The sequence below is a fragment of the Streptomyces sp. NRRL S-920 genome, assembly GCF_000717945.1.
Classification (GTDB): domain Bacteria; phylum Actinomycetota; class Actinomycetes; order Streptomycetales; family Streptomycetaceae; genus Streptomyces; species Streptomyces alboniger.
On the sequence record NZ_JODF01000003.1, the window covers coordinates 288,245 to 312,655 of the forward strand.

General features: G+C 70.6%; 22 protein-coding genes and 1 pseudogene. 8 read left to right on the forward strand and 15 right to left on the reverse strand.

Annotated elements, in window-relative coordinates:
- Nucleotides 1-23: 23 nt before the first annotated feature.
- Nucleotides 24-965, reverse strand: coding sequence for a myo-inosose-2 dehydratase (gene iolE, locus IG54_RS0104360; protein ID WP_030777484.1), 942 nt, complete (start codon nucleotides 963-965; stop codon nucleotides 24-26).
- A 22-nt stretch (nucleotides 966-987) separates the two neighbouring features.
- Nucleotides 988-2,730: a GMC oxidoreductase gene (locus IG54_RS0104365; protein WP_030777486.1), complete on the reverse strand. Its 1,743-nt coding sequence runs from the start codon at nucleotides 2,728-2,730 to the stop codon at nucleotides 988-990.
- Between the two features lie 403 nt (nucleotides 2,731-3,133).
- Between IG54_RS0104365 and IG54_RS37625 the strand changes: the two genes are divergently transcribed.
- The 3 genes from IG54_RS37625 (at nucleotide 3,134) to IG54_RS0104380 (ending at nucleotide 7,421) form a co-directional block, all read left to right on the forward strand.
- Nucleotides 3,134-3,427, forward strand: coding sequence for a hypothetical protein (locus IG54_RS37625; protein ID WP_106976944.1), 294 nt, complete (start codon nucleotides 3,134-3,136; stop codon nucleotides 3,425-3,427).
- Between the two features lie 190 nt (nucleotides 3,428-3,617).
- Nucleotides 3,618-5,591 carry a serine/threonine-protein kinase gene (locus IG54_RS37630; protein ID WP_030777488.1) on the forward strand — a complete coding sequence of 658 codons (1,974 nt, stop codon included), beginning with the start codon at nucleotides 3,618-3,620 and terminating at the stop codon, nucleotides 5,589-5,591.
- A gap of 177 nt (nucleotides 5,592-5,768) precedes the next feature.
- Nucleotides 5,769-7,421: an alpha/beta hydrolase gene (locus tag IG54_RS0104380; RefSeq protein WP_037896230.1), complete on the forward strand. Its 1,653-nt coding sequence runs from the start codon at nucleotides 5,769-5,771 to the stop codon at nucleotides 7,419-7,421.
- Nucleotides 7,422-7,439: 18 nt separating this feature from the next.
- Here IG54_RS0104380 and IG54_RS0104385 read toward each other — a convergent pair whose 3' ends face one another.
- Both IG54_RS0104385 and IG54_RS0104390 read right to left on the reverse strand, forming a co-directional pair.
- On the reverse strand, nucleotides 7,440-7,928 hold the full coding sequence (locus IG54_RS0104385) for a YbaK/EbsC family protein (protein WP_030777493.1): 489 nt from the start codon (nucleotides 7,926-7,928) through the stop codon (nucleotides 7,440-7,442).
- 143 nt (nucleotides 7,929-8,071) lie between these two features.
- Nucleotides 8,072-8,764: pseudogene (locus IG54_RS0104390) on the reverse strand (lysophospholipid acyltransferase family protein); the annotation flags it as partial.
- A 228-nt stretch (nucleotides 8,765-8,992) separates the two neighbouring features.
- On the opposite strand from IG54_RS0104390, the gene IG54_RS0104395 reads away from it, so the two are divergent.
- Nucleotides 8,993-9,385, forward strand: coding sequence for an SSI family serine proteinase inhibitor (locus tag IG54_RS0104395; RefSeq protein WP_030777498.1), 393 nt, complete (start codon nucleotides 8,993-8,995; stop codon nucleotides 9,383-9,385).
- A 47-nt stretch (nucleotides 9,386-9,432) separates the two neighbouring features.
- Here the strand turns inward: IG54_RS0104395 and IG54_RS42455 are convergent, their stop codons facing one another.
- The 5 genes from IG54_RS42455 to IG54_RS0104420 all read right to left on the reverse strand — a co-directional run bounded on the left by IG54_RS42455 (nucleotide 9,433) and on the right by IG54_RS0104420 (nucleotide 13,948).
- Complete coding sequence (locus IG54_RS42455) at nucleotides 9,433-9,591, reverse strand: hypothetical protein (protein ID WP_037896233.1); 159 nt, start codon at nucleotides 9,589-9,591, stop codon at nucleotides 9,433-9,435.
- An 85-nt stretch (nucleotides 9,592-9,676) separates the two neighbouring features.
- Nucleotides 9,677-10,627 carry a cytochrome c oxidase assembly protein gene (locus IG54_RS0104405; protein WP_030777500.1) on the reverse strand — a complete coding sequence of 317 codons (951 nt, stop codon included), beginning with the start codon at nucleotides 10,625-10,627 and terminating at the stop codon, nucleotides 9,677-9,679.
- A gap of 106 nt (nucleotides 10,628-10,733) precedes the next feature.
- A complete protein-coding gene (locus IG54_RS0104410) occupies nucleotides 10,734-11,759 on the reverse strand; it encodes a 6-phosphofructokinase (protein ID WP_030777502.1) in 1,026 nt (341 codons plus the stop codon).
- Nucleotides 11,760-11,938: 179 nt separating this feature from the next.
- On the reverse strand, nucleotides 11,939-12,667 hold the full coding sequence (locus tag IG54_RS0104415; RefSeq protein ID WP_030777503.1) for a type 1 glutamine amidotransferase: 729 nt from the start codon (nucleotides 12,665-12,667) through the stop codon (nucleotides 11,939-11,941).
- A gap of 42 nt (nucleotides 12,668-12,709) precedes the next feature.
- Complete coding sequence (locus IG54_RS0104420; RefSeq protein ID WP_030777505.1) at nucleotides 12,710-13,948, reverse strand: Mur ligase family protein; 1,239 nt, start codon at nucleotides 13,946-13,948, stop codon at nucleotides 12,710-12,712.
- Between the two features lie 141 nt (nucleotides 13,949-14,089).
- On the opposite strand from IG54_RS0104420, the gene def reads away from it, so the two are divergent.
- Nucleotides 14,090-14,629 carry a peptide deformylase gene (gene def / locus IG54_RS0104425; protein ID WP_030777507.1) on the forward strand — a complete coding sequence of 180 codons (540 nt, stop codon included), beginning with the start codon at nucleotides 14,090-14,092 and terminating at the stop codon, nucleotides 14,627-14,629.
- Between the two features lie 68 nt (nucleotides 14,630-14,697).
- Here the strand turns inward: def and IG54_RS0104430 are convergent, their stop codons facing one another.
- Nucleotides 14,698-15,342 carry a TetR family transcriptional regulator gene (locus IG54_RS0104430; RefSeq protein WP_030777510.1) on the reverse strand — a complete coding sequence of 215 codons (645 nt, stop codon included), beginning with the start codon at nucleotides 15,340-15,342 and terminating at the stop codon, nucleotides 14,698-14,700.
- Nucleotides 15,343-15,509: 167 nt separating this feature from the next.
- Here IG54_RS0104430 and IG54_RS0104435 point away from each other — a divergent pair, with 167 nt between their 5' ends.
- Entirely contained in the window at nucleotides 15,510-16,736 is a 1,227-nt protein-coding gene (locus IG54_RS0104435; protein WP_030777512.1) for an acyl-CoA dehydrogenase family protein, read from the forward strand.
- Between the two features lie 22 nt (nucleotides 16,737-16,758).
- Here the strand turns inward: IG54_RS0104435 and IG54_RS0104440 are convergent, their stop codons facing one another.
- The 4 genes from IG54_RS0104440 to IG54_RS0104455 all read right to left on the reverse strand — a co-directional run bounded on the left by IG54_RS0104440 (nucleotide 16,759) and on the right by IG54_RS0104455 (nucleotide 20,890).
- The gene (locus tag IG54_RS0104440; RefSeq protein ID WP_030777514.1) at nucleotides 16,759-17,547 is read right to left on the reverse strand and encodes a GNAT family N-acetyltransferase; all 789 of its coding nucleotides are present in this window, start codon (nucleotides 17,545-17,547) and stop codon (nucleotides 16,759-16,761) included.
- A 60-nt stretch (nucleotides 17,548-17,607) separates the two neighbouring features.
- On the reverse strand, nucleotides 17,608-18,648 hold the full coding sequence (locus IG54_RS0104445; protein ID WP_030777516.1) for a polyketide synthase: 1,041 nt from the start codon (nucleotides 18,646-18,648) through the stop codon (nucleotides 17,608-17,610).
- A 100-nt stretch (nucleotides 18,649-18,748) separates the two neighbouring features.
- Nucleotides 18,749-19,570, reverse strand: a complete 822-nt coding sequence (locus tag IG54_RS0104450) for a helix-turn-helix domain-containing protein (RefSeq protein ID WP_030777519.1) — start codon at nucleotides 19,568-19,570, stop codon at nucleotides 18,749-18,751.
- 432 nt (nucleotides 19,571-20,002) lie between these two features.
- The gene (locus IG54_RS0104455) at nucleotides 20,003-20,890 is read right to left on the reverse strand and encodes a Gfo/Idh/MocA family protein (RefSeq protein WP_030777521.1); all 888 of its coding nucleotides are present in this window, start codon (nucleotides 20,888-20,890) and stop codon (nucleotides 20,003-20,005) included.
- Between the two features lie 289 nt (nucleotides 20,891-21,179).
- On the opposite strand from IG54_RS0104455, the gene IG54_RS0104460 reads away from it, so the two are divergent.
- Nucleotides 21,180-21,770 carry a TetR/AcrR family transcriptional regulator gene (locus IG54_RS0104460; RefSeq protein WP_030777524.1) on the forward strand — a complete coding sequence of 197 codons (591 nt, stop codon included), beginning with the start codon at nucleotides 21,180-21,182 and terminating at the stop codon, nucleotides 21,768-21,770.
- A gap of 292 nt (nucleotides 21,771-22,062) precedes the next feature.
- A complete protein-coding gene (gene asnB / locus IG54_RS0104465; protein ID WP_030777526.1) occupies nucleotides 22,063-23,904 on the forward strand; it encodes an asparagine synthase (glutamine-hydrolyzing) in 1,842 nt (613 codons plus the stop codon).
- 30 nt (nucleotides 23,905-23,934) lie between these two features.
- Here the strand turns inward: asnB and IG54_RS0104470 are convergent, their stop codons facing one another.
- Nucleotides 23,935-24,210 carry a hypothetical protein gene (locus tag IG54_RS0104470; protein ID WP_158708815.1) on the reverse strand — a complete coding sequence of 92 codons (276 nt, stop codon included), beginning with the start codon at nucleotides 24,208-24,210 and terminating at the stop codon, nucleotides 23,935-23,937.
- Between the last annotated feature and the right edge of the window lie 201 nt (nucleotides 24,211-24,411).

Consider the following 24,411-nt stretch of genomic DNA (forward strand, 5'->3'; position numbering starts at 1 on the left):
TGAGAGCGTGCGGTCGGATCGGGTCAGCCGAGTGCCTCGGCCAGATAGGCGCGGGCGGTCCGGGCGTAATGGAGCGGCGGATGGCCGCCCCGCGGGTCCTGCTCGGCCTCCACCACCAGCCAGCCGCGGTAGGAGTCGCCGGGCCGCAGGACTTTGAGGACGGTGTCGAAGTCGACGAAGCCGTCGCTGTCGCCGGGCACCGTGAAGATGCCGGCCTCGACGTACTCGCGGAAACTGCCGTCGGCCAAGGTGCGGTCCGCGTGGACACCGCCGCGGACGTTCTTCAGGTGGACGTGGACGACGCGGTCCCGATGCCGTTCGACGATCTCCGTCGGATCGGCCCCCGCCCAGGCGAGGTGACCGGTGTCCAGCAGGAGGCCGACGTGTCGCGGGTCCGTCTGCCGCATGAGCCGGTCGACGTCCTGTTCGGTCTGTACGCCGGTGCCCATGTGGGGGTGGTAGGCGAGGGTGAAGCCCTGGCTCGCGGTGATCTCGCCGATCTTGTTCAGCCCGTTGCACAGGTCGTCCCACTGCTCGTCGGTGAACTCCGGCTTGTTGCTGCGCAGGCTGAGCGCCTGAAGGTGGACAGCCCCGCCGAACTCGGCGACGCCGATGACGCGGGTCCTCACCGGGGGCGCCCCCGCGTTGAACCGCTTCAGGAACTCCAGGACCTTCAGCAGGTCGCGGGCGGTGCGCCCGGCCCCGTCCGGCACGGTGAAGTACGTACTCACCCACGGTTCGCTCACACTCAGGCCGCGCAGATGCATCGCGGCGGTCAGCGCGTGGACATCGGTGGTGAAGGTGTGTCCGATGCTGCACCCCTCGAACCCGGCGAGCGCGATCTCGCTGAGGCACTGCTCCATCGGGATGTCGTTGCCGATCAACGGGAAGTCGTCATTGGTCCAGCAGGTGGGGGTGATGCCCAGGTGGATGCCGTCCGGGGGCGGGGGGATGTGTGCCGGCATGGTGAGGTCCAGGGGTCGGGAGTCAGTGTCCGGGGTGGCCCTTGACGATGGTGTCGACGGCGTGCAAGGCCGTGGCGACGCTGGTGAGCGTGGGGTTGGAGGCGTTGCCGAAGGGGTGCAGGCCGTTGCCGCCGAGGTAGAGGTTGTCGATGTTCCACACCTTGGAGTACTCGTCGACGACGCTGTCCAGCGGATTCGTGCCCATGCGGGTGGTGCCCGCGATGTGCAGCGGCAGGCCCGGGGTGAGGAAGACGGGCTCGGAGCCGGGCATGAAGCCGCCCAGCGCGGAAGCGGTGCGCAGCATGTGCTCGTTCATGCGGTCGGTCTCCTTCCGTTCGGCCTCGTCGAGGCAGAAGTGGAAGGTGGGCTGCGGCATGTCGAAGGTGTCGCGCAGCGCGCGGGAGAAGGTGACCCTGTTCTCCGGGTGGGGCCGGGAGATGCCGAACCAGCGCAGGTCGACGATGAGCCGGGGGTCGACATTGGGCGGTACGGCGCCGTAGGTGAAGGCGTCCCGGTGGATCTGGCAGTGCCAGGGGCGCCGGTCGGACACCAGCAGGGCCAGGTTCGGATCCCGTTCGCCGGGAGGGAAGGGCACCGGGTCGGCGCACTTGTCACCCGAGCGCAGCCGCTTCAGCTGGGCGGCGCGGTAGCGGGCGACCCGGTCGGCGGCGGCTTCGGCCGTGGCGTCGGCTTCGCGGGCGGCTTCGGTCGTGACGTCGCCGCCGCCGGGCGAGGTCCGCAGGATGTCCTCGATGCCGTCCATGTGCTCCTGCTGCAACACGACCTGGCAGAAGGACATGGGCTGTTCGGTCAGGTAGCGGCCGAGTGCGGGGAGGGTGACACCGGAGTTGAACAGCAGCTGCGGCGTCGGTACGGCGCCGCACGCCACCACGTACGTATCGGCCCGCAGCCGGATCTCCTCGCGTACGTCACGCAGGTTGCGCACCATGGCGTACTGGACCTTCTGGTGCTTGCCCGAGCCGCTGATCTCCAGATGGACGCACTGGTGCTCGGGCAGCAGCGTGAACGAGCCGCGTGACGGTGTGTGGACGGGGTCGGCCAGCTCGCCGAGGACGGTGTCGGCGGCCGACCACGTCACCGCGGAGGTCCGGGCGGAGTCGGCGCGGTCGCTGACCGCGAGGGGAAGTTCGGTGACCTCGGCGAACTCCTCCCCGGCCCGCTGGAGGACCCGCTTGACCAGCAGGTGCCGGGCCGAGGAGGTGAACACGGAGGTGCTGCGCGCCAGTAGGGACTCCGCCTCGTCGTACAGCCTGTCCATCTCCTTGTCGTCGATGGGGTAGCCCTGCCCGCCGTACTGCCGCTCCACTTCGGGGTGGAAGCGGGGAACCGCGCAGGTCCAGTGGGTGGCCATGCCGCCCACCGCGTACGTGGCCGCCGCCGCGGGCAGGTTGACGTGCACCCGCTGCTCCGGGTTCTGGTTGCGCATCGAGAAGCCGGCGTATTCGTCCGGGTCGTACGTGAACGCCGACGGGTCGAGGGTGAGCACCGGCTCCCTGCTGGTGGCGGTCGACAGGGGGAGCAGGTTGCCCTTGATGACCGCGACGAACAGATCGATGTTCTTCTGGAACAGATAGCTGTTCTTGAGGTGTTCGCCGTAGCGGCGGGACAGTTGGGCCCCGGCGTCGATCATCAGGACGCTCTTGCCGGCGTCCACCAGTTTGCGGGCGAAGGTGCACCCGACGGGCCCGCTGCCGATGACCAGTACATCGGCCTCGACGGGAGGGGGCGCAGCGCTGGCGTTCATGGACGTCCTTTCGCGGGGTCCGGGACCCGGGGCCGCGTCGTGGAGGAGACCGGCCAGTCGTGGAGGAGGCCGGCCATGCGCAACGCCCGCGGGGCGCTGCCGAGGAGACGGCCCGTCGCCGGGTCCCGGAACCGGTCATGCGGCCTTCCAAGGGAGCCGAACCCCGGCCGGGCACCGCGGACGGGCAAGAGCCTGAACGCGTCCGCAGGACCTTCTCCACGGTGGCACAGGCCGGATGAAAGAGCGACTTGTCATATGCCAATGGCACGCCGGGAAACCTTGCATCGCGTGCGCGAGCCCTGGACTCGCCCGGGCGCCCTCTGGGACCGTCGGAGTGTCTCCGCGCGCGCGGGGGAGCGCCCACCGTCCCGGGGGCGGGGGAACCAGGAAACCGGTGAGGGCCGTGGCGGAGATCTGGCTCGTGGGGCTCGTGGCGACGGCGCTTCTGGTGGCCTTGATCGCCGTCGTCGAGAAGGTCAGGAACAGGCCCGCGCGCAATGCCGCCAAGACCGCGCCGGGTGCGCCGCGGCGAGGTGAGGCCGAGAGCTGGGTCGCGGGCGGCGCGGTGGCGGGCTGCGGCGGCGGGATGCCCGGCTGGAGCGCGCCGCCCAAGGGCGACTCGTCGTGCGACGGTAGCTCGTCCTCCTGCGGGGATGGGGACGGGGGCGGTTGTGGCGGGTGCGGGTGCGGCGGCTGAGCCTGCTTCAGGCGCGCGGCCCGGGGTGTTGAACGTCCGGGCACCGAGGGCGGCCCGTGCCTGAAGGGTGCGCGTGCCTGGACGGTGCTCGTGCCTCACGTTATAGGCCCGTAGTCGAACGCCCGGTCCGCTGAAGTACTTTGATACCCGGGCTCACTGAGAGACGGCCGAACCAGGGGGAACGTGCGCCATGCGGGCACTCGCGCCGGGTGATCCGGCATACATCGGGCGGTACCGACTGCTCGGCAGGCTCGGCGAGGGCGGCATGGGCCGGGTGTACCTCGGGCGCTCGGAGGGCGGGCGCACCGTGGCGCTCAAGGTGATCCAGGACGAACTGGCCCGAGTGCCCGAGTTCCGGCAGCGGTTCGCCCGCGAGATAGCCGCCGCCCGGCGGGTGGGCGGCCAGTGGACCGCGGCCGTGCTGGACGCGGACACCGACGCGGCCTCGCCGTGGGTCGCGACGCAGTACATCTTGGGGCCGTCGCTCCATGAGGTGGTGGCCGAGGACTACGGCCCGCTGCCCGAACATTCTGTACGCACGCTCGCCAACCGCCTCGCTCTCGCGCTGGAGGCCGTGCACGGCGCCGGTCTCGTCCACCGCGACCTCAAGCCGGCGAACGTGCTGGTCACCGTGGACGGTCCGCGCGTCATCGACTTCGGTATCGCCAGGGCGCTCGACGTCCTGGACACCCTCGTCGGCGACGGCGCGCGAACCCGTACGGGCATGCTCATCGGCTCACCCGGATTCATGTCTCCCGAGCAGGCGCGCGGGCGTGAACTCGGCCCCGCGAGCGATGTGTTCTGCCTCGGCTCCGTTCTGGCGTACGCCGCCACGGGGCGGCAGCCGTTCGGGGTGACCGGTACTGGCGGCATGCACGCGCAGTTGTTCCGGATCGCCGAGGACGAGCCCGACCTGGACGGCGTGCCCGAGAGCCTGCTGCCGCTCGTACGCGACTGCATGCGGAAGGAGCCGGCGCGCCGGCCCGCGCCGCGGGAGATCGCGGAGCGGACGTCCGGGCTGCGGGCCGGTCCGTGGCTCCCGGGGGAGGTGCTTGAGCAAGTCGGGCGCCATGCCGCGCAGTTGCTGGACTTCGATGCGCCGGGGCAGGCTCCGTCTCGGCCCGGCGCCCTGCCCCCGCCGACGGCCGAGATTGCGACGGCGTGGCCGTCGGTGGAATCCGGACCGGCGACGCCCTCACCGCTCCCGGCTCAACCGCAGACTCCGCTCCCGGCTCAACCGCAGACTCCGCCACCGGCTCCGCCGACCATGCCCGCCTGGGCGCCGACCGGTACACGAAAGCCGCGCCGGCGCCTCCGAGCCGTATGGACCGGGGCCCTCGTCCTGGCCGTGCTCGCCGCGGGCGGAGGGCTGCTCGCGATCAAACCCTGGGAGGGGGGCGGCGGGGGCGGCGGCCAGGAGGGTGGTGGCGGCGGGAAAGCCGGTGCCGCCGTGCCGAAGGCCCTCCACGGCAAGTGGGAGGGCAAGTTCCCCGGGCAGGGCACGAAGTCCGAGAAGTACGCGATGGTGGAGTTCGGCGCCGACAAGAGCGACGGCGACGCCATGGTGTCCGTCATGGGCACCGAACTGCTCTGTGTCACGCGCGCCGACGTCGAGTCCGCCGGGCATGACGAGGACTCCGGCAAACGGACCGTCGCGCTCGGCACCGGGGAGATCAGGACCGGAAGGCCGAAGGCCGATTTCGGCCTCTGCCGCGACCGGCCCGGTGGCAGCCTCGGTTACGACCCCGTGGACCCCGATCGACTCGTATGGACGGTCGGTGGACAGGAGATCCAGCTCACCAGGCAGGAGAACACCTCGATCGCCGAATACGGTCTGACCACCTGGTACGCCGACAGCGGCAAGCAGCGCAAAGGCACCCTGGAGTCGGTCACCCTACAGACCGAGACCCTGCACGACAGCACCGTGAAGATCGTGGACGGCCGGGGCTCCCAACCCTCCTGCTTCTACGAGGCACAGCTGTTCACCGCGATGGACGGCCGCCTCCTCACCACCCCGGCGGACCCCGCGACCACCGGCGCGGCGCCCGCACCGGACTGCCCCGCTGGCCTCGCCCCGATCTGGCTGGACACCGTGGACGACCGGACTCTCGAGTACGGCTCCCTCGACGGGACCATGTCCGGGACCTTGAAAAACAGCCCCTGACACCCTCGCCGACGCCGGGCCGATCCTGGTCGCGAGGGCAGCGGGGCGGGGCCGCGCGGACCGCTCACAGGGGCAACCGGGTCCGGTTATCGGATTAGTAAAGAAGGCCCCCCGCGCCTGTCGCCCCCCGCCCCCAGGCGCAAGGATCCCCCGTACTGATCGAATCTGCTCGAATCGATGTGCGGGAGGCCCCACTTGAGTTGGACCCGAGGGACCAGGCGGACGGCGGTGCTCGGCTCGGCGGGCGCGCTCGTCGCGGTGACGCTCATAGCGGGCGCGGTGGCCGCCCCGACGGCGATCGCCGGGACCGAGACGGGCGGGAAGGCCGACGCGGGCGCCCGCTTCGGCAAGGAGCGCGAGGACCGTGAGGCCCGCGGCGTGGCGCTCGCCGCCCGGCGCGCGGCCAAGGCCGGCGTCGACTGGAAGGACTGCCCGGCCGACTGGGGCCTGGAGAAGCCCATCCAGTGCGGCTGGGTCACCGTGCCCCTCGACTACACCCGGCCCGACGGCAAGCAGATCAAGATCGCCGTCGACCGCATCGGCAACACCGGCACGAAGGACGAGCGCCAGGGCGCCCTCGTCTACAACCCAGGCGGCCCCGGCGCCTCCGGCCTGCGCTTCCCGCGGCGCGTCGTCACCCAGAACAAGCTGTGGGAGAAGACCGCGAAGGCGTACGACTTCGTGGGCTTCGAGCCGCGCGGCGTCGGTCACTCGGCGCCCGTCTCCTGCATGGACCCGCAGGAGTTCGTGAAGGCGCCCAAGCCGGACCCGATCCCCGACAGCGAGGCCGACAAGCGCGCCCAGCGCAAACTCGCCGCCGAGTACGCGGACGGCTGCCAGGAGCGCAGCGGCGCACTGCTGCCGCATATGACGACGCCGAACACGGCCCGCGACCTGGACGTCATCCGCGCGGCCCTCGGCGAGCGGAAGCTGAACTTCCTCGGCGTCTCCTACGGCACCTACCTGGGCGCGGTCTACGGCACCCTCTTCCCGACGCACGTACGCCGCATGGTCTTCGACTCCGTGGTCAACCCGCGCACGGACAAGATCTGGTACGAGGTCAACCTCGACCAGGACATCGCCTTCGAGAAGCGCCTCATCGACTGGATGACGTGGGTCGCGAAGAACGACGCCGCCTTCCACCTCGGCGACACCTACGGCGAGGTCCGTGCCCAGTGGGAGAAGCTGCGCGCCACCGCGAAGAAGCAGCCCCTGGACGGCGTCGTCGGCCCGGCCGAACTCCACTCCTACTTCCAGAACGCGCCGTACTACGACTCCTACTGGGTCCAGATCGCCACGAACTGGAGCAAGTACGTCGCAGGCGACCCGAAGCCCCTCATCGAGGCGGCGAGCCCCGACATGGACGACAAGGCGGGCAACGCAACCTCGGAGAACAGCAACGCCGTCTACACCGCCGTCGAGTGCGCAGACGCCAAGTGGCCGCGCAGCTGGCGGAAGTGGGACCGCGACAACACCCGCATCCACCGGACGAGCCCCTTCTTCACCTGGGGCAACGCCTGGATGAACCTGCCGTGCGCGACCTGGTCCAGCAAGCAGCAGCGCCCGCTGGAGATCGAGAGCCGCAAGGGCCTGCCGCCCACACTGCTGGTCCAGGCCGCCCGTGACGCGGCCACGCCGTACCCCGGCGCCCTCGAACTGCACAAGCGCCTCAAGGGATCGCGCCTGGTCACCGAGGCGGACGCCGGTTCGCACGGGATCACCAACATCCCCAACCCGTGCCTCAACGACCGTGTCGACGCCTACCTGTTGACCGGCCGGCTGGACTCCTCCGACGTGACGTGCGGCCCGCACGCCACGCCGAAGCCGTAACAGCCCCTCGGCCCACCGCTACTGGGAGATCGCCTCGGTCCGAGGCTGGGCGATCTCCCGGTAGTCCGCCGTCCGCAGCGCCAGCGAGCGGTCGAGCCGCGCCGCGTTGAAGAAGATCTCCTCATGCTCCAACAGAGCCGGATCCACGACGAGTTCCAGCTCCGGGTCGAACGAGAACGGCAGGATCGTCCCGCTCACGCTCCCCGAGAGCCGCTCCGCCACCTCCTGCGTCGCGAACCCGGCGTACGTGCCACCGAGCAGCGCCTTCAGCGCGTTCAGATCGACGCGCCGGTCGCCCGGCACCACGGCGAGGACGTACCGCTTCGTCTTCTTGCCAATCTTCACCATCACCACAATGCACTTGGCTGCCTGCTCCAAGGTGTTGCCGCGCAGCGCGCTCACCGCCTCCGTGGCGCCCTCCGGATCATGCTCGATGACCCGGTACGCCGCGCCCCGCTCCTCCAGCAGCCCCACCAACTTGGCGTACTGGACGTGCTCTTCGCTCACTTGGCCCTCCCGTCGCGCCGCTCAGGCGCCTTCCGTTCAGGCGCCTTCCGCTCAGGCGCCTTCCGCTCAGGCGCCTTCCGTTCAGTCGTCGAAGAGATCGACTTCGCGATCATAGTTCGGGAACGCCACGGCCCGGACCGTCCCGCCGCGCCCTGGCGCTCGGCCTCCTCCGCCTTCACGACCGCCGCGTACTTGTCGACGTACTCCTGTCCGGAGAGCCCGAGGATCGCGTACATGATCTCGTCGGTGACGGCCCGCAGGACCGCCTTCTCGTTGTCCATGCCGACGTAGCGGGAGAAGTCGAGGGGCTCGCCGAAGCGGATCGTCACCCGCCGGAAGTTCGGCATCTTCTGGCCCGGCGGCTGTGCCTCGAAGGTGCCGATCATCGCGCAGGGGATCACCGGCACCTCCGCCTTGAGCGCCATCGCCGCGACGCCGACCTTGCCCTTGTAGAGCCGCCCGTCGTGCGAGCGCGTGCCCTCCGGGTAGATGCCGAGCAGTTCGCCCTTGCGCAGCACGCCGAGGCCCTCGCGGATCGCTGCCTGGCCTGCCTCCTTGCCCGAGCGGTCGACCGGGATCTGGCCCGCGCTGTGGAAGAACGCGGCCGTCAGCCGGCCCTTGAGGCCCGGCCCCGTGAAGTACTCGGCCTTCGCGAGGAACGTGATGCGGCGCTTGATGATCGCCGGCATCAGGAAATGGTCGGAGAACGACAGGTGGTTGCCCGCGACGATCGCGGCACCCGACTCGGGCACATGTTCCAGGCCCTCGATTCTCGGCCGGAACATCAGCCGGAGCAGTGGGCCGAGGATCACGTACTTGAGCAGTAGATAAAACATGGCGCCCGCCTTCCCCTGATCCAGGTGACGACGCACAGTAGCCAATCGGCGACGCGGACGCGAGAGGCCGTTCGGGCCCTCGGCCACCGCCGGGTGGGCGAACCGTCGGCGAGGCGGCTCGACGCGCGATGCGCGCGGAGGGTCCGCTGGCCTCGCCCCGGCGTCCCCGACGGGACGCCGCGGACCGACGCCGCAGCACGTCACCGTCACCCCCTCCGGAGGTTTCGCATGCGTCCCTTCACCGTCGCGGTCGCCGCCCTGATCGCCCTCGGCACGGCCGTCCCCGCCCATGCGGCGGACGAGGCCCCCACCCCGAAGCAGCGCGGGCTCTTCCTCACCGTCTCGGGCTCCGAGAACACCTGGATCCGCGGCGTCCTGCTGCGCTGCCGGCCCGAGCCCACCGGCCCCCACCCGCAGGCCGCCGAGGCGTGCGCGGCGATCGCCCGGGCCAAGGGGAACTTCGACAAGCTCGCCGACGACCCGCGCATGTGCACCAAAAAGTTCGACCCGGTCACCGTGTCCGCTTCCGGTACCTACCGGAAACGGGTGATCAGCTGGCAGAAGACGTACCCGAACGCCTGCGAGATGGGTGCGGACACGGGCCACGTCTTCCGGTTCTGAGGACGGCGACGACCTCACGCGGACCCTGCTGTCGCGCGGCACACCGCTCACGTGGTGCGCGACAGCACCATCCCGAGAGTGATCAGTCCGAGTACGACCCAGCCGAACCACAGCCAGCCGTTACTTCCGAGCCCCACCGAGTAGGCCGTCACCATGACCAGGCCTCCGATGGTGAACCCACCCATGGTCTTCGTGGAACCGGGCATCGCTCAGCCTCCTCCCGGCAGTCTCCGGCGCCTGCGCCGAGACCGCGGTCCGAGGACCATCGTCACCCCCGATGCCCCTCCGGCGCTAGCGGCCGCGTGCGGCCAGTGAGGCCAGATAGGCGTTGTACGCCTCCAGCTCCTTGTCCCCGTCGCGGTCGGCGGCGCGGTCCTTGCGCCGCGCCTCACGGTCCTCGGAGCGCCGCCACTGGAAGAGCAGGGCCACCAGGACCACCACGGAGGGGATCTCACTGAACGCCCAGGCGATGCCGCCCGCCGCCTCCTGGTCGGCCAGCGCGTCGATGCCGAGCGAGGCCGGCGGGTGCATGTACGTACCGATCATCGGCTGGGTCGCCATCATCAGCGCGATGCCGAAGAACGCGTGGAACGGCATGCCCGCGAACAGCTCCAGCATCCGCATCACATAGCCGGGCCGGTGCGGCCCCGGGTCGACGCCCATGATCGGCCAGAAGAAGACCAGGCCGACGGCGAGGAAGTGCACCATCATTCCGATGTGGCCCGCCTTGGAGCCCATCAGCGTGTCGAAGAGCGGCGTGAAGTAGAGCGCGTACAGGCTCGCGATGAACAGCGGGATCGTGAACGCGGGGTGCGTGATGATCCGCATGTACCGGCTGTGCAGCAGCCACAGCAGCCACTCACGGGGACCCTTGTGGCCCCGCGCCGCGGCCGGCAGTCCGCGCAGCGCCAGTGTGATCGGCGCACCCAGGAGCAGCAGGATCGGCGACAGCATGCTGATCACCATGTGCTGCACCATGTGCACGCTGAACATGACCATGCCGTAGTCGTTGAGCTTGGTGCACATCACGAGCAGGACGGTGAGGATGCCGAGCACGAAGGAGATCGTGCGGCCCACCGGCCACTTGTCGCCGCGCCGCACGAGCCGCCCCACACCCCACCCGTACAGGGCGAGGGCCACCAGGCAGCCGATGAGGAAGAAGGGGTCGGCGGAGAGTTCCAGGCCTCGCCCCAGCGTGAACGGCGGCAGATCCATGTTCATGCCGTGCCCGCTGTGATCCATCCAGTGGCTCCTGATTCGTGCGGATTGTGCGACGTGTGTCGGCACAAGAGTAGAACCGCCCCCGGCCGCTGAGGCGACCGGGGGCGGATAGTGCAACGGGCAACGACTACAGCACGCACTCCGCCTCGGCGTACCGCTCGTCGGGCACGGTCTTCAGCGTCTCGACGGCCTCGGCGAGCGGCACCATCGTGATGTCCGTGCCGCGCAGCGCCGTCATCCTGCCGAACTCGCCGCGGTGCACGGCCTCCACGGCGTGCCAGCCGAAGCGGGTCGCGAGGACGCGGTCGTACGCGGTGGGGGTGCCGCCGCGCTGTACGTGGCCGAGGATGACCGGGCGCGCCTCCTTGCCGAGACGCTGCTCCAGTTCGATGGAGAGCTGCCGGGCGATGCCGGCGAACCGCTCGTGGCCGTAGGCGTCCTTGACGCCCTCGTCGAACTCCATGGAGCCCGGGCGGGGCTTGGCGCCCTCGGCGGCCACGACGATCGCGAACTTCTTGCCCGCCGCGAAGCGCTCGCCGACCTTCGCGGTCAGCTCCTCGATGTCGAAGGGGCGCTCGGGGACGACGATGGCGTGCGCGCCCGCGGCCATGCCGGAGTGCAGGGCGATCCACCCGGTGTGCCGGCCCATGACCTCGACGATGAGCACGCGCTGGTGCGACTCGGCGGTGGTCTTGAGGCGGTCGAGCGCCTCGGTCGCGACGCCCACGGCGGTGTCGAAGCCGAAGGTGACGTCGGTGACCGCGATGTCGTTGTCGATCGTCTTCGGTACGCCGACGATCGGCAGGCCCGCGTCCGAGAGCAGCCGGGCCGCCTTCAGCGTGCCCTCACCGCCGATCGGGATGATCGCGTCGAGGCCGAGGTCCGCGACATGGCCCCTGGCTCGCTCCACGCCGCCGCGCAGCTGCGCGGGCTGGACGCGCGAGGAGCCGAGGATCGTGCCGCCACGGGCGAGGATGCCGCCCACCGCGTCGAGGTCGAGCTTGCGGTAGTCGCACTCCAGGAGGCCTTTCCAGCCGTCGTAGAAGCCGATGACGTCGTCGCCGTGGTCCGCGACCGCGCGGTGCACGACGGAGCGGATGACGGCGTTCAGGCCGGGGCAGTCGCCGCCGGATGTCAGGACACCAATGCGCATAGCCCGGAATACCTTTGCAACGTGGGCCGAATGGCCGGACCACGTCGTCCGGCTGGATCCCCGCCACCCTATAGGCGCCGGGGGGCGGGGCCGCATCAGGCGTCCGAGGGCTGGACGCCCCCGCTCACATGTGCGTGCGGGGCGTCAAGCGGGCTTCGTGCCGGGGTGCGACGCGGGTGCTACGCGGGCTGCTGCGCGGCGTTGATGCGCTCGGCGCGCAGCGCCTCGTACCAACGGTCGTCCGTCGGCGGCAGCGCGTTCACATCGAGGGCCAGCTTGAGCAGCAGGTCCGCGATGAGCGGGTTGCGGGCGAGCACCGGGCCGTGCATGTAGGTGCCGAAGACCGTGCCGTTGTACGCGCCCTCGGTGCCGTCGCCCGTGCCGTTGCCCCGGCCGAGGGTGACGCGGGCCAGCGGCCGTGCGTTCGGGCCGACGTGCGTGACGCCCTGGTGGTTCTCGAAGCCCGTCAGCGGGGGCAGGCCCAGCTGGGGGTCCATGTCGGCGAGGACGTCACCGACGCACCGCTCGCCCTCGCCGCGCGTGGAGACCACGTCGAGCAGGCCGAGGCCGGGCTCGCGCTGGCCGAGGTCGTTGATGAACTCGTTGCCGATGATCTGGTAGCCGGCGCAGACCGAGAAGACGATCGCGCCGTTGCCCACGGCCCGCTGGAGGCCGCCGTCGCGGCGCAGCCGCTCGGCCGCGAGGCGCTGCGGGCGGTCCTCACCGCCGCCGATGAGGTAGATGTCCCCGGAGGTGGGGACCGGCTGGTCGCTGCGCACGTCGTACCGCTCGACCTGGAGGCCGCGCTGGCGGGCGCGGCGCTCCACCACCAGGGCGTTGCCCTGGTCTCCGTACGTGCTGAGCAGGTCGGGGTAGACCCACACCAGCCGCAGGCTGTTGTCGCTCATGCTCATGTGTCCCTACGAAATGTCTAGAAGGGGCCGGTGGGGTCAGTTGCCGACGCGGCGGCGCAGGTCCTGGAACGCGGTGTAGTTCGCGATCGTCTCGATGCGTCCCGGCGGGGCCAGCTGCACCGCCTCGTCGACGCTCTCGCAGACCCGGAAGTCCAGGCCCGCGACCTCCAGGCGCACGGCGAGGTCCAGCTTGCGGTCGCCGAGCACGAAGATCGGGTGGCCGGCGAGCCGGGTGTAGTCGACGTCCCACAGCCAGGAGGTGTCCGTACCGTCCGCGCCGCGGGCGTTGACGGAGAGGATCACCGGGGTGGGCGGCGGGTCGATCAGCGAGAACGTCTCGAGCCAGCCCGCGGGGTTCTTCGCGAGCAGCAGACGCAGGTCACGGCCCTGGAACTGCACGACGTCGTAGCGTCCGGCGACCGCCTGCACCTGGTACATGCGCTCCAGGGCGACCTGCGGCGGCACCCCGAAGACGGCGGCGACGGCCGCCGACGAGGTGGCGTTGGCCTTGTTCGCCCGGCCGGGCAGCTGGAGGTGGATCGGCCAGGCCGAGCCGTGCGGGTCCAGGACGTGGTCGCCGGAGAGGACCCAGCTGGGCGCGGGGCGGCGGAAGCCGCACTCGCCGCAGAACCAGTCGTCCCCGGGGCGCTGCATGACGCCGCCGCAGGACGGGCACGACCAGGCGTCGTCCTTCCACTCCTGGCCGGCCGCGACCCACACCACGTTCGGTGAGGAGGAGGCCGCCCAGACGACCAGCGGGTCGTCGGCGTTGGCGATGACCACGGCCTTCGAACCGGCCAGGCCCTCGCGCCACTTCTCGGCGAGCATGCGGGTCTCGGCGGCGCGGTCCAGCTGGTCGCGCGAGAGGTTGAGCAGCGCGATCGCCTTGGGGTCCACGTCACGGGCGACGCCCGCGAGGTACTTCTCGTCGACCTCGATCACGCCGTACTTGGCGTCGGAGCCGCCGGCGAGCGCCGAGGTGATTCCCGCAGGCATGTTCGCACCGAGCGCGTTCGACACGACCGGGCCGCTGGCCCGCAGTGCCTCCGCGATCAGGCGCGTGGTGGTCGTCTTGCCGTTGGTGGCCGACACGAGGACCACGTCCAGGTGTGTGGCGAGGCGACCGAGCAGCTCGGGGTCGAGCCTGAGCGCGACCTTGCCGCCGATCACCGATCCGCTGCCGCGGCCCGCCGCGCGCGACACCGCCGCGGCCGCCTTGCCCGCCGTCACGGCCAGCTTGGCCCGCGGCGACAGCGGGTCCGTGTTGCCTGACATCTGTCGAGATCCTCCTTGCGTACGGCGCCGCGCCTGCCCCGGCATCGTTTCTCTGCCTCAGCCTATCGAGATCCACTGACAAGCCCGAACCACGGCACCACCTCGATGCCGCCGCCCTCCATGGACCGTACTCTTGCCGCCATGCGACACGGCTCGATCCCGGGCGCCTCGGGGCGCGTAAGACCTCTGACCCTGCTCGGTGACCCCGTGCTGCACACGGCCTGTGAGGAGGTCACCGACTTCGGTCCCGAACTGGCGCGTCTCATCGAGGACATGTTCGCGACGATGTACGCGGCCCAGGGCGTGGGTCTGGCGGCGAACCAGATCGGCGTGGCCAAGCGGGTGTTCGTCTACGACTGCCCCGACGACGAGGACGTCCGTCACCTCGGGCACGTGGTCAACCCGCGGCTCGTGGAGGCGGACGGCGTGACCGTGCGCGGGCCCGAGGGCTGTCTGTCGCTGCCCGGCCTCGAAGCGGGTACGCCCCGCTTCGACCATGCGGTGGTCGAGGGCGTCGACCTGCGCGGTGCGCCCGTGAAGGTGCACGGGACGGGTTGGTTCGCGCGCTGTCTCCAGCACGAGTGCGATCACTTGGAGGGCGGCGTCTACACCGACCGCGTCACCGGCTGGCGGCGCCGCAGGGTGCTGCGGGCCGCCGCCAGGGCCTCCTGGAACGCCTGAGAGCCCCTCAGGGGGCGCGTGAGTGCTCCCCGACGACCCGTGAGGGGCACCTGGCGGTTTCCCGGAGGTCAGAAGCCGGGGCCGCCCACACGGTTGCCCGCCGCGGCGAGCCTGCCCCACAGGAGATCGGCCAGGCTGCGGACCAACTGCTCGCGGGAGCAGGGCCGTTCGCCGAGCCACCAGTCGCCCGCCGCGTGCATCATGCCGACGATGCCGTGCCCCCAGACGCGGGCGAGCTGGGCGCTCTCCGGGCCGAGGTCGACGCGCTCCTCGATGACCTCCGCCAGCTCCTCGCCGAGGCGCCGCAGTACGGGAGCGGAGTGCAGTCCGACGTCGAAGCCCTGCTCGCCGGGGGAGGGCGCTTCGGAGGGGTGCATAAGGAAGCGGTAGACCTGCGGGCGAGCCTCGATCGCCGCGAGGTAGGTGTCGAGCGTCGCCTCCACCCGCTCCCTGCGCTCCGCGGGGGCGTCGAGGGCGGCGCGCAGGGCTTCGAGCAGCGCGTCGGTGTGCCGCTTGGCGAGCGCGGCGTACAGGCCGCCCTTGTCGCCGAAGTGGCGGTAGAGGATCGGCTTGGTGATGCCGGCCTCCGCGGCGATGGCGTTCATGGAGGCGCCGGGGCCGTCGCGGAGCACCACCCGGTCCGCGGCCTCCAGCAGCTCGCGCCGGCGATGGTCCGCGGATCTCTGCTGATCAGCGTGGTGTGTGGTCTCCATAAGCGTTCTCTCCCCGCCCGTGCGATTGCGTGACGCACGCGCAACGTAACACCCGGCAGGTGGCGGGCATCGAACGGGCTGCCGGGAGTTGACACGGACTACTGGCCGGTAACACACTTCGGTTACCGCTAGTAACGCCGCAGTTGATCGCTGGTCCTGGAGGGGTCATGGCCGAGTTCACCATGGAGCTGAACGACGAACAGAAGGAGGTCCGGGACTGGCTCCACGGGTTCGCCGCCGAGGTGATCCGCCCCGCGGCCGCCGAGTGGGACGAGCGCGAGGAGACCCCCTGGCCGATCATCCAGGAGGCGGCGAAGCTCGGGATCTACTCCCTCGACTTCTACGCCCAGCAGTTCTTCGACCCCACGGGCCTCGGCATCCCCATGGCCACCGAGGAGATCTTCTGGGGCGACGCGGGCATCGGCCTGTCCATCATGGGCACGGGCCTGGCCGCCGTCGGCGTGCTCGCCAACGGCACCGAGGAGCAGGTCGGCACCTGGATCCCGCAGATGTACGGCGACGTGAACGACGTCAAGGTCGCAGCCTTCTGCTCCTCCGAGCCCGACGCCGGATCCGACGTGGCCGCCATGCGCACCCGCGCCGTCTACGACGAGGCCAAGGACGAGTGGGTCCTGAACGGCACCAAGACCTGGGCGACCAACGGTGGCATAGCCAACGTCCACGTCGTCGTCGCGGTCGTCGACCCCGAGCTGGGCTCGAAGGGACACGCCTCCTTCATCGTCCCGCCGAACACGCCGGGCCTCTCCCAGGGGCAGAAGTTCAAGAAGCACGGCATCCGCGCCTCGCACACCGCCGAGGTCGTCCTGGAGGACGTACGCGTCCCAGGCCACTGCCTGCTCGGCGGCAAGGAGAAGCTCGACGAGCGCCTCGCCCGCGCGCGGGAGCGCGCCAAGTCCGGCGGGGAGCGCGTGAAGAACGCCGCGATGGCCACGTTCGAGGCGTCCCGCCCGGCGGTCGGCGCCATGGCCGTGGGCACGGCCCGCGCCGCGTACGAGGAGGCCCTGGAGTACGCCAAGACGCGCACCCAGTTCGGCCGCCCGATCATCGACAACCAGGGCGTCGCCTTCCAGCTCGCCGACATGCGCACCCAGATCGACGCGGCCCGCCTCCTGGTGTGGCGCGCCTCGTGGATGGCGAGCACCGGCAAGAAGTTCGAGTCGGCCGAGGGCTCCATGTCGAAGCTCTACGCGAGCGAGGTCGCCAAGAAAGTCACCGCCCAGGCCGTGCAGATACTCGGCGGCAACGGCTTCACCCGGGAGTACCCGGTGGAACGCATGCACCGCGACGCGGCGATCTACACGATCTTCGAGGGCACGAGCGAGATCCAGCGCCTGGTCATCGCGAGGACCCTGTCGGGCATGCCGATCCGCTGACGGGAGCGGACCCAGCGCCGCCTCAGGGCTCGTACACGTACGGAGTCGTCGTGCACAGCGTCGAGAAGCCGAGCCGGTCCAGGATCGGGCGGCTGTCGTCGGAGGCGTCGACCTGGAGGTAGCGGTAGCCGCGCTCGGCCGCGATGCGGGCGCGGTAGGCCACCGTCGCGCGGTAGATGCCCTTGCCGCGCCACCGGGGGTCGGTGCCGCCGCCCCAGAGCCCCGCGAAATCGGTGCCCGGGCAGAACTCCATCCGGGCACCGCACACCGGCCGCTCCCCGGCCATGGCGACGACCGCGACGATCTCGTCCGGCGTCTCGGTCAGCTGGGTGAGCACCCGCTTGGCGAGGTGTTCGCTCAGCGCGGCGTCGCCCTCGCCGAAGGCCGCCAGGTGCGCCTGGGCCATGAGGTCGACGCCCGCCGCGTCCGTCACGGGGACCAACCGGATGCCTTCGGGCAACTCCGGTGCCGCGGGCAGCTTCTCGGCCTGGGCGACCATCACGGTCTCCTGCGGGTCGGCCACGAAACCCGCCGCGCGGAGCCGGTCGGCCAGATCGGCGGGGCGGTCGTGGGAATGCAGCTTCCACTCGAACTCGCGTCCCGCGTCGGTGTAGTGGCGCACCTGCTCCGCGATGACCGCGTCCGCCGTCGTCGCGTCGATGTCCGCCCACAGGACGCCGTTCCAGTCACTCTCCGAGCCGGTCTGCCGGACAACACCACCGACCCGTTCGACGGCCGGACCGTGCCCTTGGCTCCGTGCGTCCTGCCTGATCTGGCGGTCGTATGCGGCCAGTACCGCTGCGTGATCCATGCGGTCACTCCAACAGGGGCGGCAGGGGGTGGCAACCGAATTAGGTGCGCGCGGACGGGGTCAGGACTGCCAGCGGCAGCGGAGGGCGGCGGTGATGAAGCCGGGACCGAACGCCAGGGCGACACCGTTCGCCCCGTCCGCGGGCGGGGCCGCATGGGTGCGCTCCAGGACGCGGAAGACACTGACGCCTCCCATGTTGCCCTCGTCCGACAAGGTGTCCACCGAGTGCTGGGTGTCGACCGGTGCGAGGCCGAGAGCGTCGGCGGCGCCGGTGATGATGCGCAGGCTGCCCGGGTGGATGACCGCGAAGTCCACGGAGTGGTCTCCCAGCCAGTCCAGCAGGGGAGGGAGGGTGGCGGCGACCGTGCCGGGGGCCTGCTTTGTGGAGTCGAAGTGCATGCCATGCGGGTCGAGCCGCCCGCGATAGCGGTCGAGACTGCCCGGCAGGGCGTACTCGAACGTGTCGTCGATGACAAGGCCGGGCCCCGAGGGTGCGTCGGTGACCACGGTCGCCGCGGCCGCGTCCGCGAACAGGGTCTTGTAGATCATCGATTCGATGGTGTCGGCGGTGTGGTTGTAAGAGGTCGAGAGCACCTCGGCCGCGACGACCAGTACTTTGCTCCCGGGCCGCGCGGTGACGAGGTCCACGGCACGGATCAACGCCTGGACGCCGCCCGCGCACGCCACGGTCGTCAGGGCGACGCGGCGCACCGTCGGTCTCAGGCCGAGGCGGTCGACGAGGTGGACATCGAGGTTGGGGACGGCCCAGCCGGTGGCGTGGGTGGTGACGATGGCGTCGATGTCGTGCGGTGCCAGCCCGGCCGCCCACAGGGCCTCCTGGGCAGCCTGTTCCGACATGTCGACGGCGTCGTGGAACGCGGCCTCGGTCCGGTCCTGGACATCGGCCGTCCCGGAGACGGTGGGGGAGGCCAGCGGCCGCGTGAAGTGGCGGGTGCGCACCCCGCAGTTGTTCACGACACGGAGGATCGCGTTCAGCCTGGGGTGGTCGTGGTGATGGGCACGTATGTCATCGGCGATCTCGTCCGTGGTGACCTTGTGAGCACCGAGGACAGTTCTGGGGACGGACACGAAAGCTGGCATGAGGCACTCCCACGGTGCAGATCGGGTGCGGGGGGTGCCGATAACGTACTTGACGGCGCGATGAATGCCCCCCCCTCGCGTGGGAGTGAGGGCCCAGGCCTCACATGGCTCGCAGCATCGGGGCGCGCGAGTGCCTTCGCTCCATTCCGGGGTGATAGATGAGGATGAACAGACGCGAGCCCGGGGCGGTCATGGGCTGTGCCGCGCAGATCGACACCCAGCCGAGGCCGTGGACGGCGTGCCGCAGCGGACGCTCGTGACCGTCGGGGTGGATCAGCGCCCCGTCGATGTCGTAGAGGTGGGAGAGTTCGGGATCCGCGATCACCTCCTTCTCGATGGCGCGCAGAATCTCGTCGTCCGGCCGGGCGACCAGGGCGGCACGCAGTTGCGGCAGCACCATGGGGACCCAGGAATCGCGCCAGTCGGTGAGCTGCTCGCGGCCGTCGGGTTCGAGCAGCATCCACCGCATCGTGTTGGTCGGCACCCGCCGGTCGGGGAACATCGCCGCGAACGGTTCGTTGTGGGCGAGCAGCTCCCAGGACGCGTCAGTGACGTACGCCATGTGCGTGATGCTCTCGACCGCCTCCTGCCAGACGCCCGGTATCTCCTTGCCCGAGGAGGGGTGGAGCGGACCCGGCGGATCCTGCAACAGCGCGTACCGGCACAGCGACACCCACTCCTGCTCGTTGAGCCCGAAGAGACGCGCCACGTCGCGCAGCAGGGACGCCGGCGGATTGGGGTAATTGCCGGATTCCAGCCGGTGATACGTCCCGAAGGTGCGGTGCAGCAACTGGTCGACCTGGTGCTGCGAGAGGCCGGGAGCCCGCCGCCCCTGACCGCTGGGCCGGGAGAAGCCATGCGATTCGGGGGCAATGAGGGCGCGTCGTTCGCGGAGCAGAGCGCGGAGCGCCGTCTTGTTCATGGTGGGTAATCCCCTTGGTACACGCTGAGTTGGAGCGTGATCAGTCTAAATATTCACAACTTCTTTGGTAGTAAACATTGCCCGAAGAAAACGATCAGCCGCTGCGGCATCATGGAGTGCGCGACCTCGCCGACCAGCAGGTTTGATCGTCGGCGAGTGCGTGGGCACAACTGTGGGGCATCTTGTCCGGGGAGCTTGAGAATGGCTGAAATTCCCCGGCATCGGGTACCCCCTAGGCCTATCGGGCCGTTGCGGGAAGCGTGTGGGACGACTGTTCGTATTCCGATCCGTGTGGTGGGAAACAGGGCAGAGCGGGACCGCGCGCAGCTTCTTCCCGGATCGGTTTCGTGGGTCCACCGGCTGCGGTCGGTGCCGTCACTCGCCATTACGTAGCGGCCACGGTACCGACCGCCCGTGGTTGTCCCCGTGCACTCACCCGGCGGGGAGCCGCTCCTGTGCCCACGCCAGGATCTCCGTGACCCGCAGCCCGAACCGGACATCGCAAGGGTGTGCCGTGCCGGTGCGCGCGGCCGTGACGAGTTCGTCCACGGCGGTGGGGAACGCCTCCTCGGCCCCCTCCCACGGGGGCAGCACCGCGACGCCGCTCTCGCCGCGCAACTCCACGGCCAGCCCCGCGCACTCCACCGGCGCCGTCAGGCTCAGCGCCGCCGTGCTGGAGGCGCCGCCCAAGTGCCGCAGGATCAAGTGGACCGTGTCCCCGGGCCCGGCCGCCGCCGTCACGTCGCTCACATCACCGAGGACCGGCAGAAGCACCGACAGGGCGTGCGGGCCCACGTCCCACAGGCCGCCGCGGCTCGCCCGCCACGGTGAGGGGAACGCGGCGCTCCCGTCCGCGGTGTAGAAGGAGCCGTACCAGTCGGCGCGGCCGGTGAACCAGCCGCCCGTGTTCTCCTGTTCGGCCAGCCAGGCCGAGCTGGCCTCGGCGAACCGCAGTGTGAAGAAGACCACGGACGCCACCTGGGCCCGCTCGGCCGCCCGCGCCAGTCGGAGCGCGGCCTCCGGCGTCGTCGCCACGGGCTTGTCGAGGAGCAGATGGCAGCCCGCCGCCGCGGCCCGCGTCGCCAGCGCCGCCTGGACGTCCGGTGGCACCGCGAACGCCACCGCGTCGCTGGCGGCGAACAGTTCGTCCACGTCCGCGTACGCCGCTGTCCCGTGCGCGGCGGCGAGCGTGGCCGCGGCCTCCGGGCGGCGGCCCCACACGCCGCTGAAGTCGATGTCCGGGTGCGCGGCGAGGGCCGGGGCGTGGGTGGCGGTGGCCCAGGGGCCGGTGCCGACGAGGCCGATGCGGAGTCGGTTCATGGGCGGCAGTATGACCGAAGCAGTTCGAGAGCGAACCGGCGCCCGGTAACCCCTCGTCCCTTACGGTCACTTGACGGCCGTGCGCATGAGGGTGTGCCCGGCATGGGGCTCGGGCACATGCCGCTTCCCAGCCGCTTCCTACTGGTGAATACTTATTCAACCGCTATTGTGAATTTCCATTCACCTCATGTCGGCGGGGGCTTCACGGAGTCCGTCCCGATATCCGGCGATGCCCGTGCCTCGGCGCGGCGGCGCCGGCCGGAAGGGCGACCGTGGAAGGAATGCGACCGTGGGAAGAAGGCACCTCACCCAGCCCTCCGTTCCGGCCGCCTCGCGCAGGGACGCCGAAGCGACCAAGGGTGCCATCACCCGCGCCGCGAGATACCTCCTCGCGCGGCACGCCCACGGCGACATCACCCTCAAGGCGGTGGCCGACCGCGCCGGGGTGAGCGCGCCGCTCGTGCTGAAGTACTTCGGCAACAAGGACGCCCTGTTCGCGCACGTCATGTCATTCGAGGCGGACGCGGAGGCGTTCCTCGACGCGCCCCTCGCCGATCTCGGCCGCCACATGGTCCACCATCTGCTGACCGGCCAGGCCGAGCGCGGCGCCGACCCCATCCTGCGCATCGTCTTCGCCCCTCTCCACGGAGAGCGGGGTGACGTCCTGCGCGCCAACTTCCGCGCCCAGGTGGCCGAGCGGCTGAGCGGGCGCCTGGCGGGACCCGACGCGGGACTGCGGGCCGAACTGGCGGTGGGCATGCTGATCGGTCTCGGTGTGATGTACGGCATCGCCCGCGGCCCGCGGCTGCGCGCCGCGACCATCGCCGAGATCACCGAGCGGTACGCGCCCGCGGTGCAGGCCTTCCTGACTCCGGAGTGAGTGCGAGCATCCACGCCCGCTGAACCTTGCCGACAGGTGCGCCGGGCGGATCGTGGACAAGTCTTTGCCCGTGGCCGGAATGTTTCCTTACGTGATCTCCGGCGGCCCTCTTCGGCGGGGCGGCGGGCCGAGTCCGCCCCTCGGGCGCCCCCTGGCCTTGGCAAAGTACGGCCGAAAACGCGGGGGTGCTGGTGCTCCCCGAGCGTCCGGGATGTTGACCGTAGGCCCTCGAAGGCGCACGATTTCCGCTATAGGTGCTAGATACATCTAATTTGCGAGCGGGAGGAATCACATGTGCGGCATCACCGGCTGGGTCTCCTTCGACCGTGACCTCACGGCCGAGTCCACCACGTTGGACGCCATGACGGAGACGATGTCCTGCCGCGGCCCCGACGACCGCGGCACGTGGACCGGCGGCCCCGCCGGGCTCGGACACCGCCGGCTCGCGATCATCGATCTGCCCGGCGGGCGCCAGCCGATGACGGTCGAGACGCCGAACGGCACCGTCGCCCTCGTCTACTCGGGGGAGACCTACAACTTCTCCGAGCTGCGGCGCGAACTCGCGGGCCGCGGCCACCGGTTCACCACCGACTCCGACACCGAGGTCGTCCTGCACGGCTATCTGGAGTGGGGCGAGGCGCTCGCCGAGCGGCTCAACGGCATGTACGCCTTCGCGATCTGGGACGCCCGGCACGACAAGCTCGTCATGATCCGCGACCGCATGGGCATCAAGCCCTTCTACTACTACGAGACACCGGACGGCGTCCTGTTCGGCTCCGAGCCCAAGGCGATCCTCGCCAACCCCCTGGCCCGCCGCCGCGTCGGCATGGACGGGCTGCGCGAGCTGTTCACCGTCGTCAAGACGCCCGGCCACGCCGTCTGGGACGGCATGCGCGAGGTCGAGCCCGGCACCGTCGTGACCGTCGGCCGCTCGGGGCTGCGCCATCACGTCTACTGGTCACTGGAGACGAGGCCGCACACCGACGACCGCGACACGACGATCGGAAAGGTGCGCGAGCTGCTGGAGGACATCGTGCGCCGCCAGCTCGTCTCGGACGTGCCGCGCTGCACACTGCTCTCCGGCGGTCTGGACTCCTCGGCGCTGACGGCGCTCGCCGCGCGCCGGCTGGCGGAGACGGGCGAGACCGTACGGAGCTTCGCCGTCGACTTCGTCGGCCAGACCGACAACTTCGTCGCGGACGAGCTGCGCGGCACACCCGACACGCCCTTCGTGCACGACGTGGCGAAGTCGGCGGGTACCGAGCACCGCGACATCGTCCTGGACTCGCACGCCCTGGCCGACCCCGAGGTGCGCGCGAAGATGATCCGCGCCCGGGACATCCCCATCGGCTTCGGTGACATGGACGCCTCCCTCTTCCTCCTCTTCCGCGCCATCCGGGAGCACTCCACGGTCGCGCTCTCCGGGGAGTCGGCGGATGAAGTCTTCGGCGGCTATCTCCAGTTCTTCGACGAGCGGGCGCGCACGGCCGACACGTTCCCCTGGCTGGTGCGGTTCGCCGACCACTTCGGTGACGACTCCGGTGTGCTGCGCCCCGACCTCACCGCGGCGCTCGACCTCCCCGCGTACGTCAAGGACGGGTACGCGGCGGCCGTCGACGGCATTCGGCGCCTGGACGGCGAGAGCGACTTCGAGTACCGGATGCGCAAGATCTCGTATCTGCATCTGACCCGCTTCGTCCGCGTCCTGCTGGACCGCAAGGACCGCGCGAGCATGGCCGTCGGGCTGGAAGTGCGCGTCCCGTTCTGCGACCACCGCCTCGTCGAGTACGTGTACAACACGCCCTGGGCGCTGAAGTCCTTCGACGGCAGGGAGAAGAGCCTGCTGCGCGAGGCGACCGCCGATGTGCTGCCCCGGTCCGTCTACGACCGTGTGAAGAGCCCGTACCCCTCCACGCAGGACCCCAAGTACGCGGTGGCCCTGCAAGGGCACGTCAAGGATCTCCTCGCCCGGCCCGGCCACCCGGTCTTCGAGCTGGTCGACCGGGAGCGGGCGGCCCGGGCCGCCGAGCGGGAGGCGCCGCAGATCACCCAGGCCTCGCGGAGCGACCTGGAGCGCACCCTGGATCTCGCGCTCTGGCTGGACCTCTACCAGCCGGACATCGCGCTGCCCTGACCCGCGGGCGTCACGCCCTGCCCCGCGCGCTCACTCCTTGGGCTCGGCCGAGGCGGCGAGGGTGTCGAGGAACCGCTGGAGCGCGGGTTTCCTGCCCGTTCCGAGGTCCCGCTGCACGGGTGGCACGCTCGCCCCGCGCCGGGCCTCGGGGGTCCGGCAGGCGTCGGGGTGCTCCTCCTCGGTGCGGACGGTCACCGCGCGGCGTATGAACTCCGCCACCGGCATCCCGAGCCGGTCCGCGTGGAGCAGGACCGCGGCGTACTCCTCGGGCGTGAACAAGACCTGCACAGGCTTGGCACCGTCCATGGACGCATGATGCCGCCCGGGCGGGGGTGACGCGGTGCGGTTGGCATATTCGCCCACGAAGGCGTGAAAACAGCGCAAGCGGCGGCGCCAAGGGGAAGTGGCCCCGACCGGACGGGGGAATCACGGTCGGGACCACCTCATGTTCAATGATAAACCATTGAGTGATGTGCCCACGTGGGAGGGGTGGGGGTGTGAGCCGCG

What these genes read in the sequence shown, in the direction of transcription:
- IG54_RS42455 (WP_037896233.1), bottom strand. Translation starts at nt 9,591, where the DNA reads ATGCCCGGTTCCACGAAGACCATGGGTGGGTTCACCATCGGAGGCCTG.
- IG54_RS0104435 (WP_030777512.1), top strand. Translation starts at nt 15,510, where the DNA reads ATGGCCGAGTTCACCATGGAGCTGAACGACGAACAGAAGGAGGTCCGG.
- IG54_RS0104365 (WP_030777486.1), bottom strand. Translation starts at nt 2,730, where the DNA reads ATGAACGCCAGCGCTGCGCCCCCTCCCGTCGAGGCCGATGTACTGGTC.
- IG54_RS0104420 (WP_030777505.1), bottom strand. Translation starts at nt 13,948, where the DNA reads ATGTCAGGCAACACGGACCCGCTGTCGCCGCGGGCCAAGCTGGCCGTG.
- IG54_RS0104470 (WP_158708815.1), bottom strand. Translation starts at nt 24,210, where the DNA reads ATGGACGGTGCCAAGCCTGTGCAGGTCTTGTTCACGCCCGAGGAGTAC.
- IG54_RS0104395 (WP_030777498.1), top strand. Translation starts at nt 8,993, where the DNA reads ATGCGTCCCTTCACCGTCGCGGTCGCCGCCCTGATCGCCCTCGGCACG.
- IG54_RS0104455 (WP_030777521.1), bottom strand. Translation starts at nt 20,890, where the DNA reads ATGAACCGACTCCGCATCGGCCTCGTCGGCACCGGCCCCTGGGCCACC.
- IG54_RS0104430 (WP_030777510.1), bottom strand. Translation starts at nt 15,342, where the DNA reads ATGGAGACCACACACCACGCTGATCAGCAGAGATCCGCGGACCATCGC.
- def (WP_030777507.1), top strand. Translation starts at nt 14,090, where the DNA reads ATGCGACACGGCTCGATCCCGGGCGCCTCGGGGCGCGTAAGACCTCTG.
- IG54_RS0104410 (WP_030777502.1), bottom strand. Translation starts at nt 11,759, where the DNA reads ATGCGCATTGGTGTCCTGACATCCGGCGGCGACTGCCCCGGCCTGAAC.
- iolE (WP_030777484.1), bottom strand. Translation starts at nt 965, where the DNA reads ATGCCGGCACACATCCCCCCGCCCCCGGACGGCATCCACCTGGGCATC.
- asnB (WP_030777526.1), top strand. Translation starts at nt 22,063, where the DNA reads ATGTGCGGCATCACCGGCTGGGTCTCCTTCGACCGTGACCTCACGGCC.
- IG54_RS37630 (WP_030777488.1), top strand. Translation starts at nt 3,618, where the DNA reads ATGCGGGCACTCGCGCCGGGTGATCCGGCATACATCGGGCGGTACCGA.
- IG54_RS0104380 (WP_037896230.1), top strand. Translation starts at nt 5,769, where the DNA reads ATGTGCGGGAGGCCCCACTTGAGTTGGACCCGAGGGACCAGGCGGACG.
- IG54_RS0104445 (WP_030777516.1), bottom strand. Translation starts at nt 18,648, where the DNA reads ATGCCAGCTTTCGTGTCCGTCCCCAGAACTGTCCTCGGTGCTCACAAG.
- IG54_RS0104405 (WP_030777500.1), bottom strand. Translation starts at nt 10,627, where the DNA reads ATGGATCACAGCGGGCACGGCATGAACATGGATCTGCCGCCGTTCACG.
- IG54_RS0104450 (WP_030777519.1), bottom strand. Translation starts at nt 19,570, where the DNA reads ATGAACAAGACGGCGCTCCGCGCTCTGCTCCGCGAACGACGCGCCCTC.
- IG54_RS0104440 (WP_030777514.1), bottom strand. Translation starts at nt 17,547, where the DNA reads ATGGATCACGCAGCGGTACTGGCCGCATACGACCGCCAGATCAGGCAG.
- IG54_RS0104415 (WP_030777503.1), bottom strand. Translation starts at nt 12,667, where the DNA reads ATGAGCGACAACAGCCTGCGGCTGGTGTGGGTCTACCCCGACCTGCTC.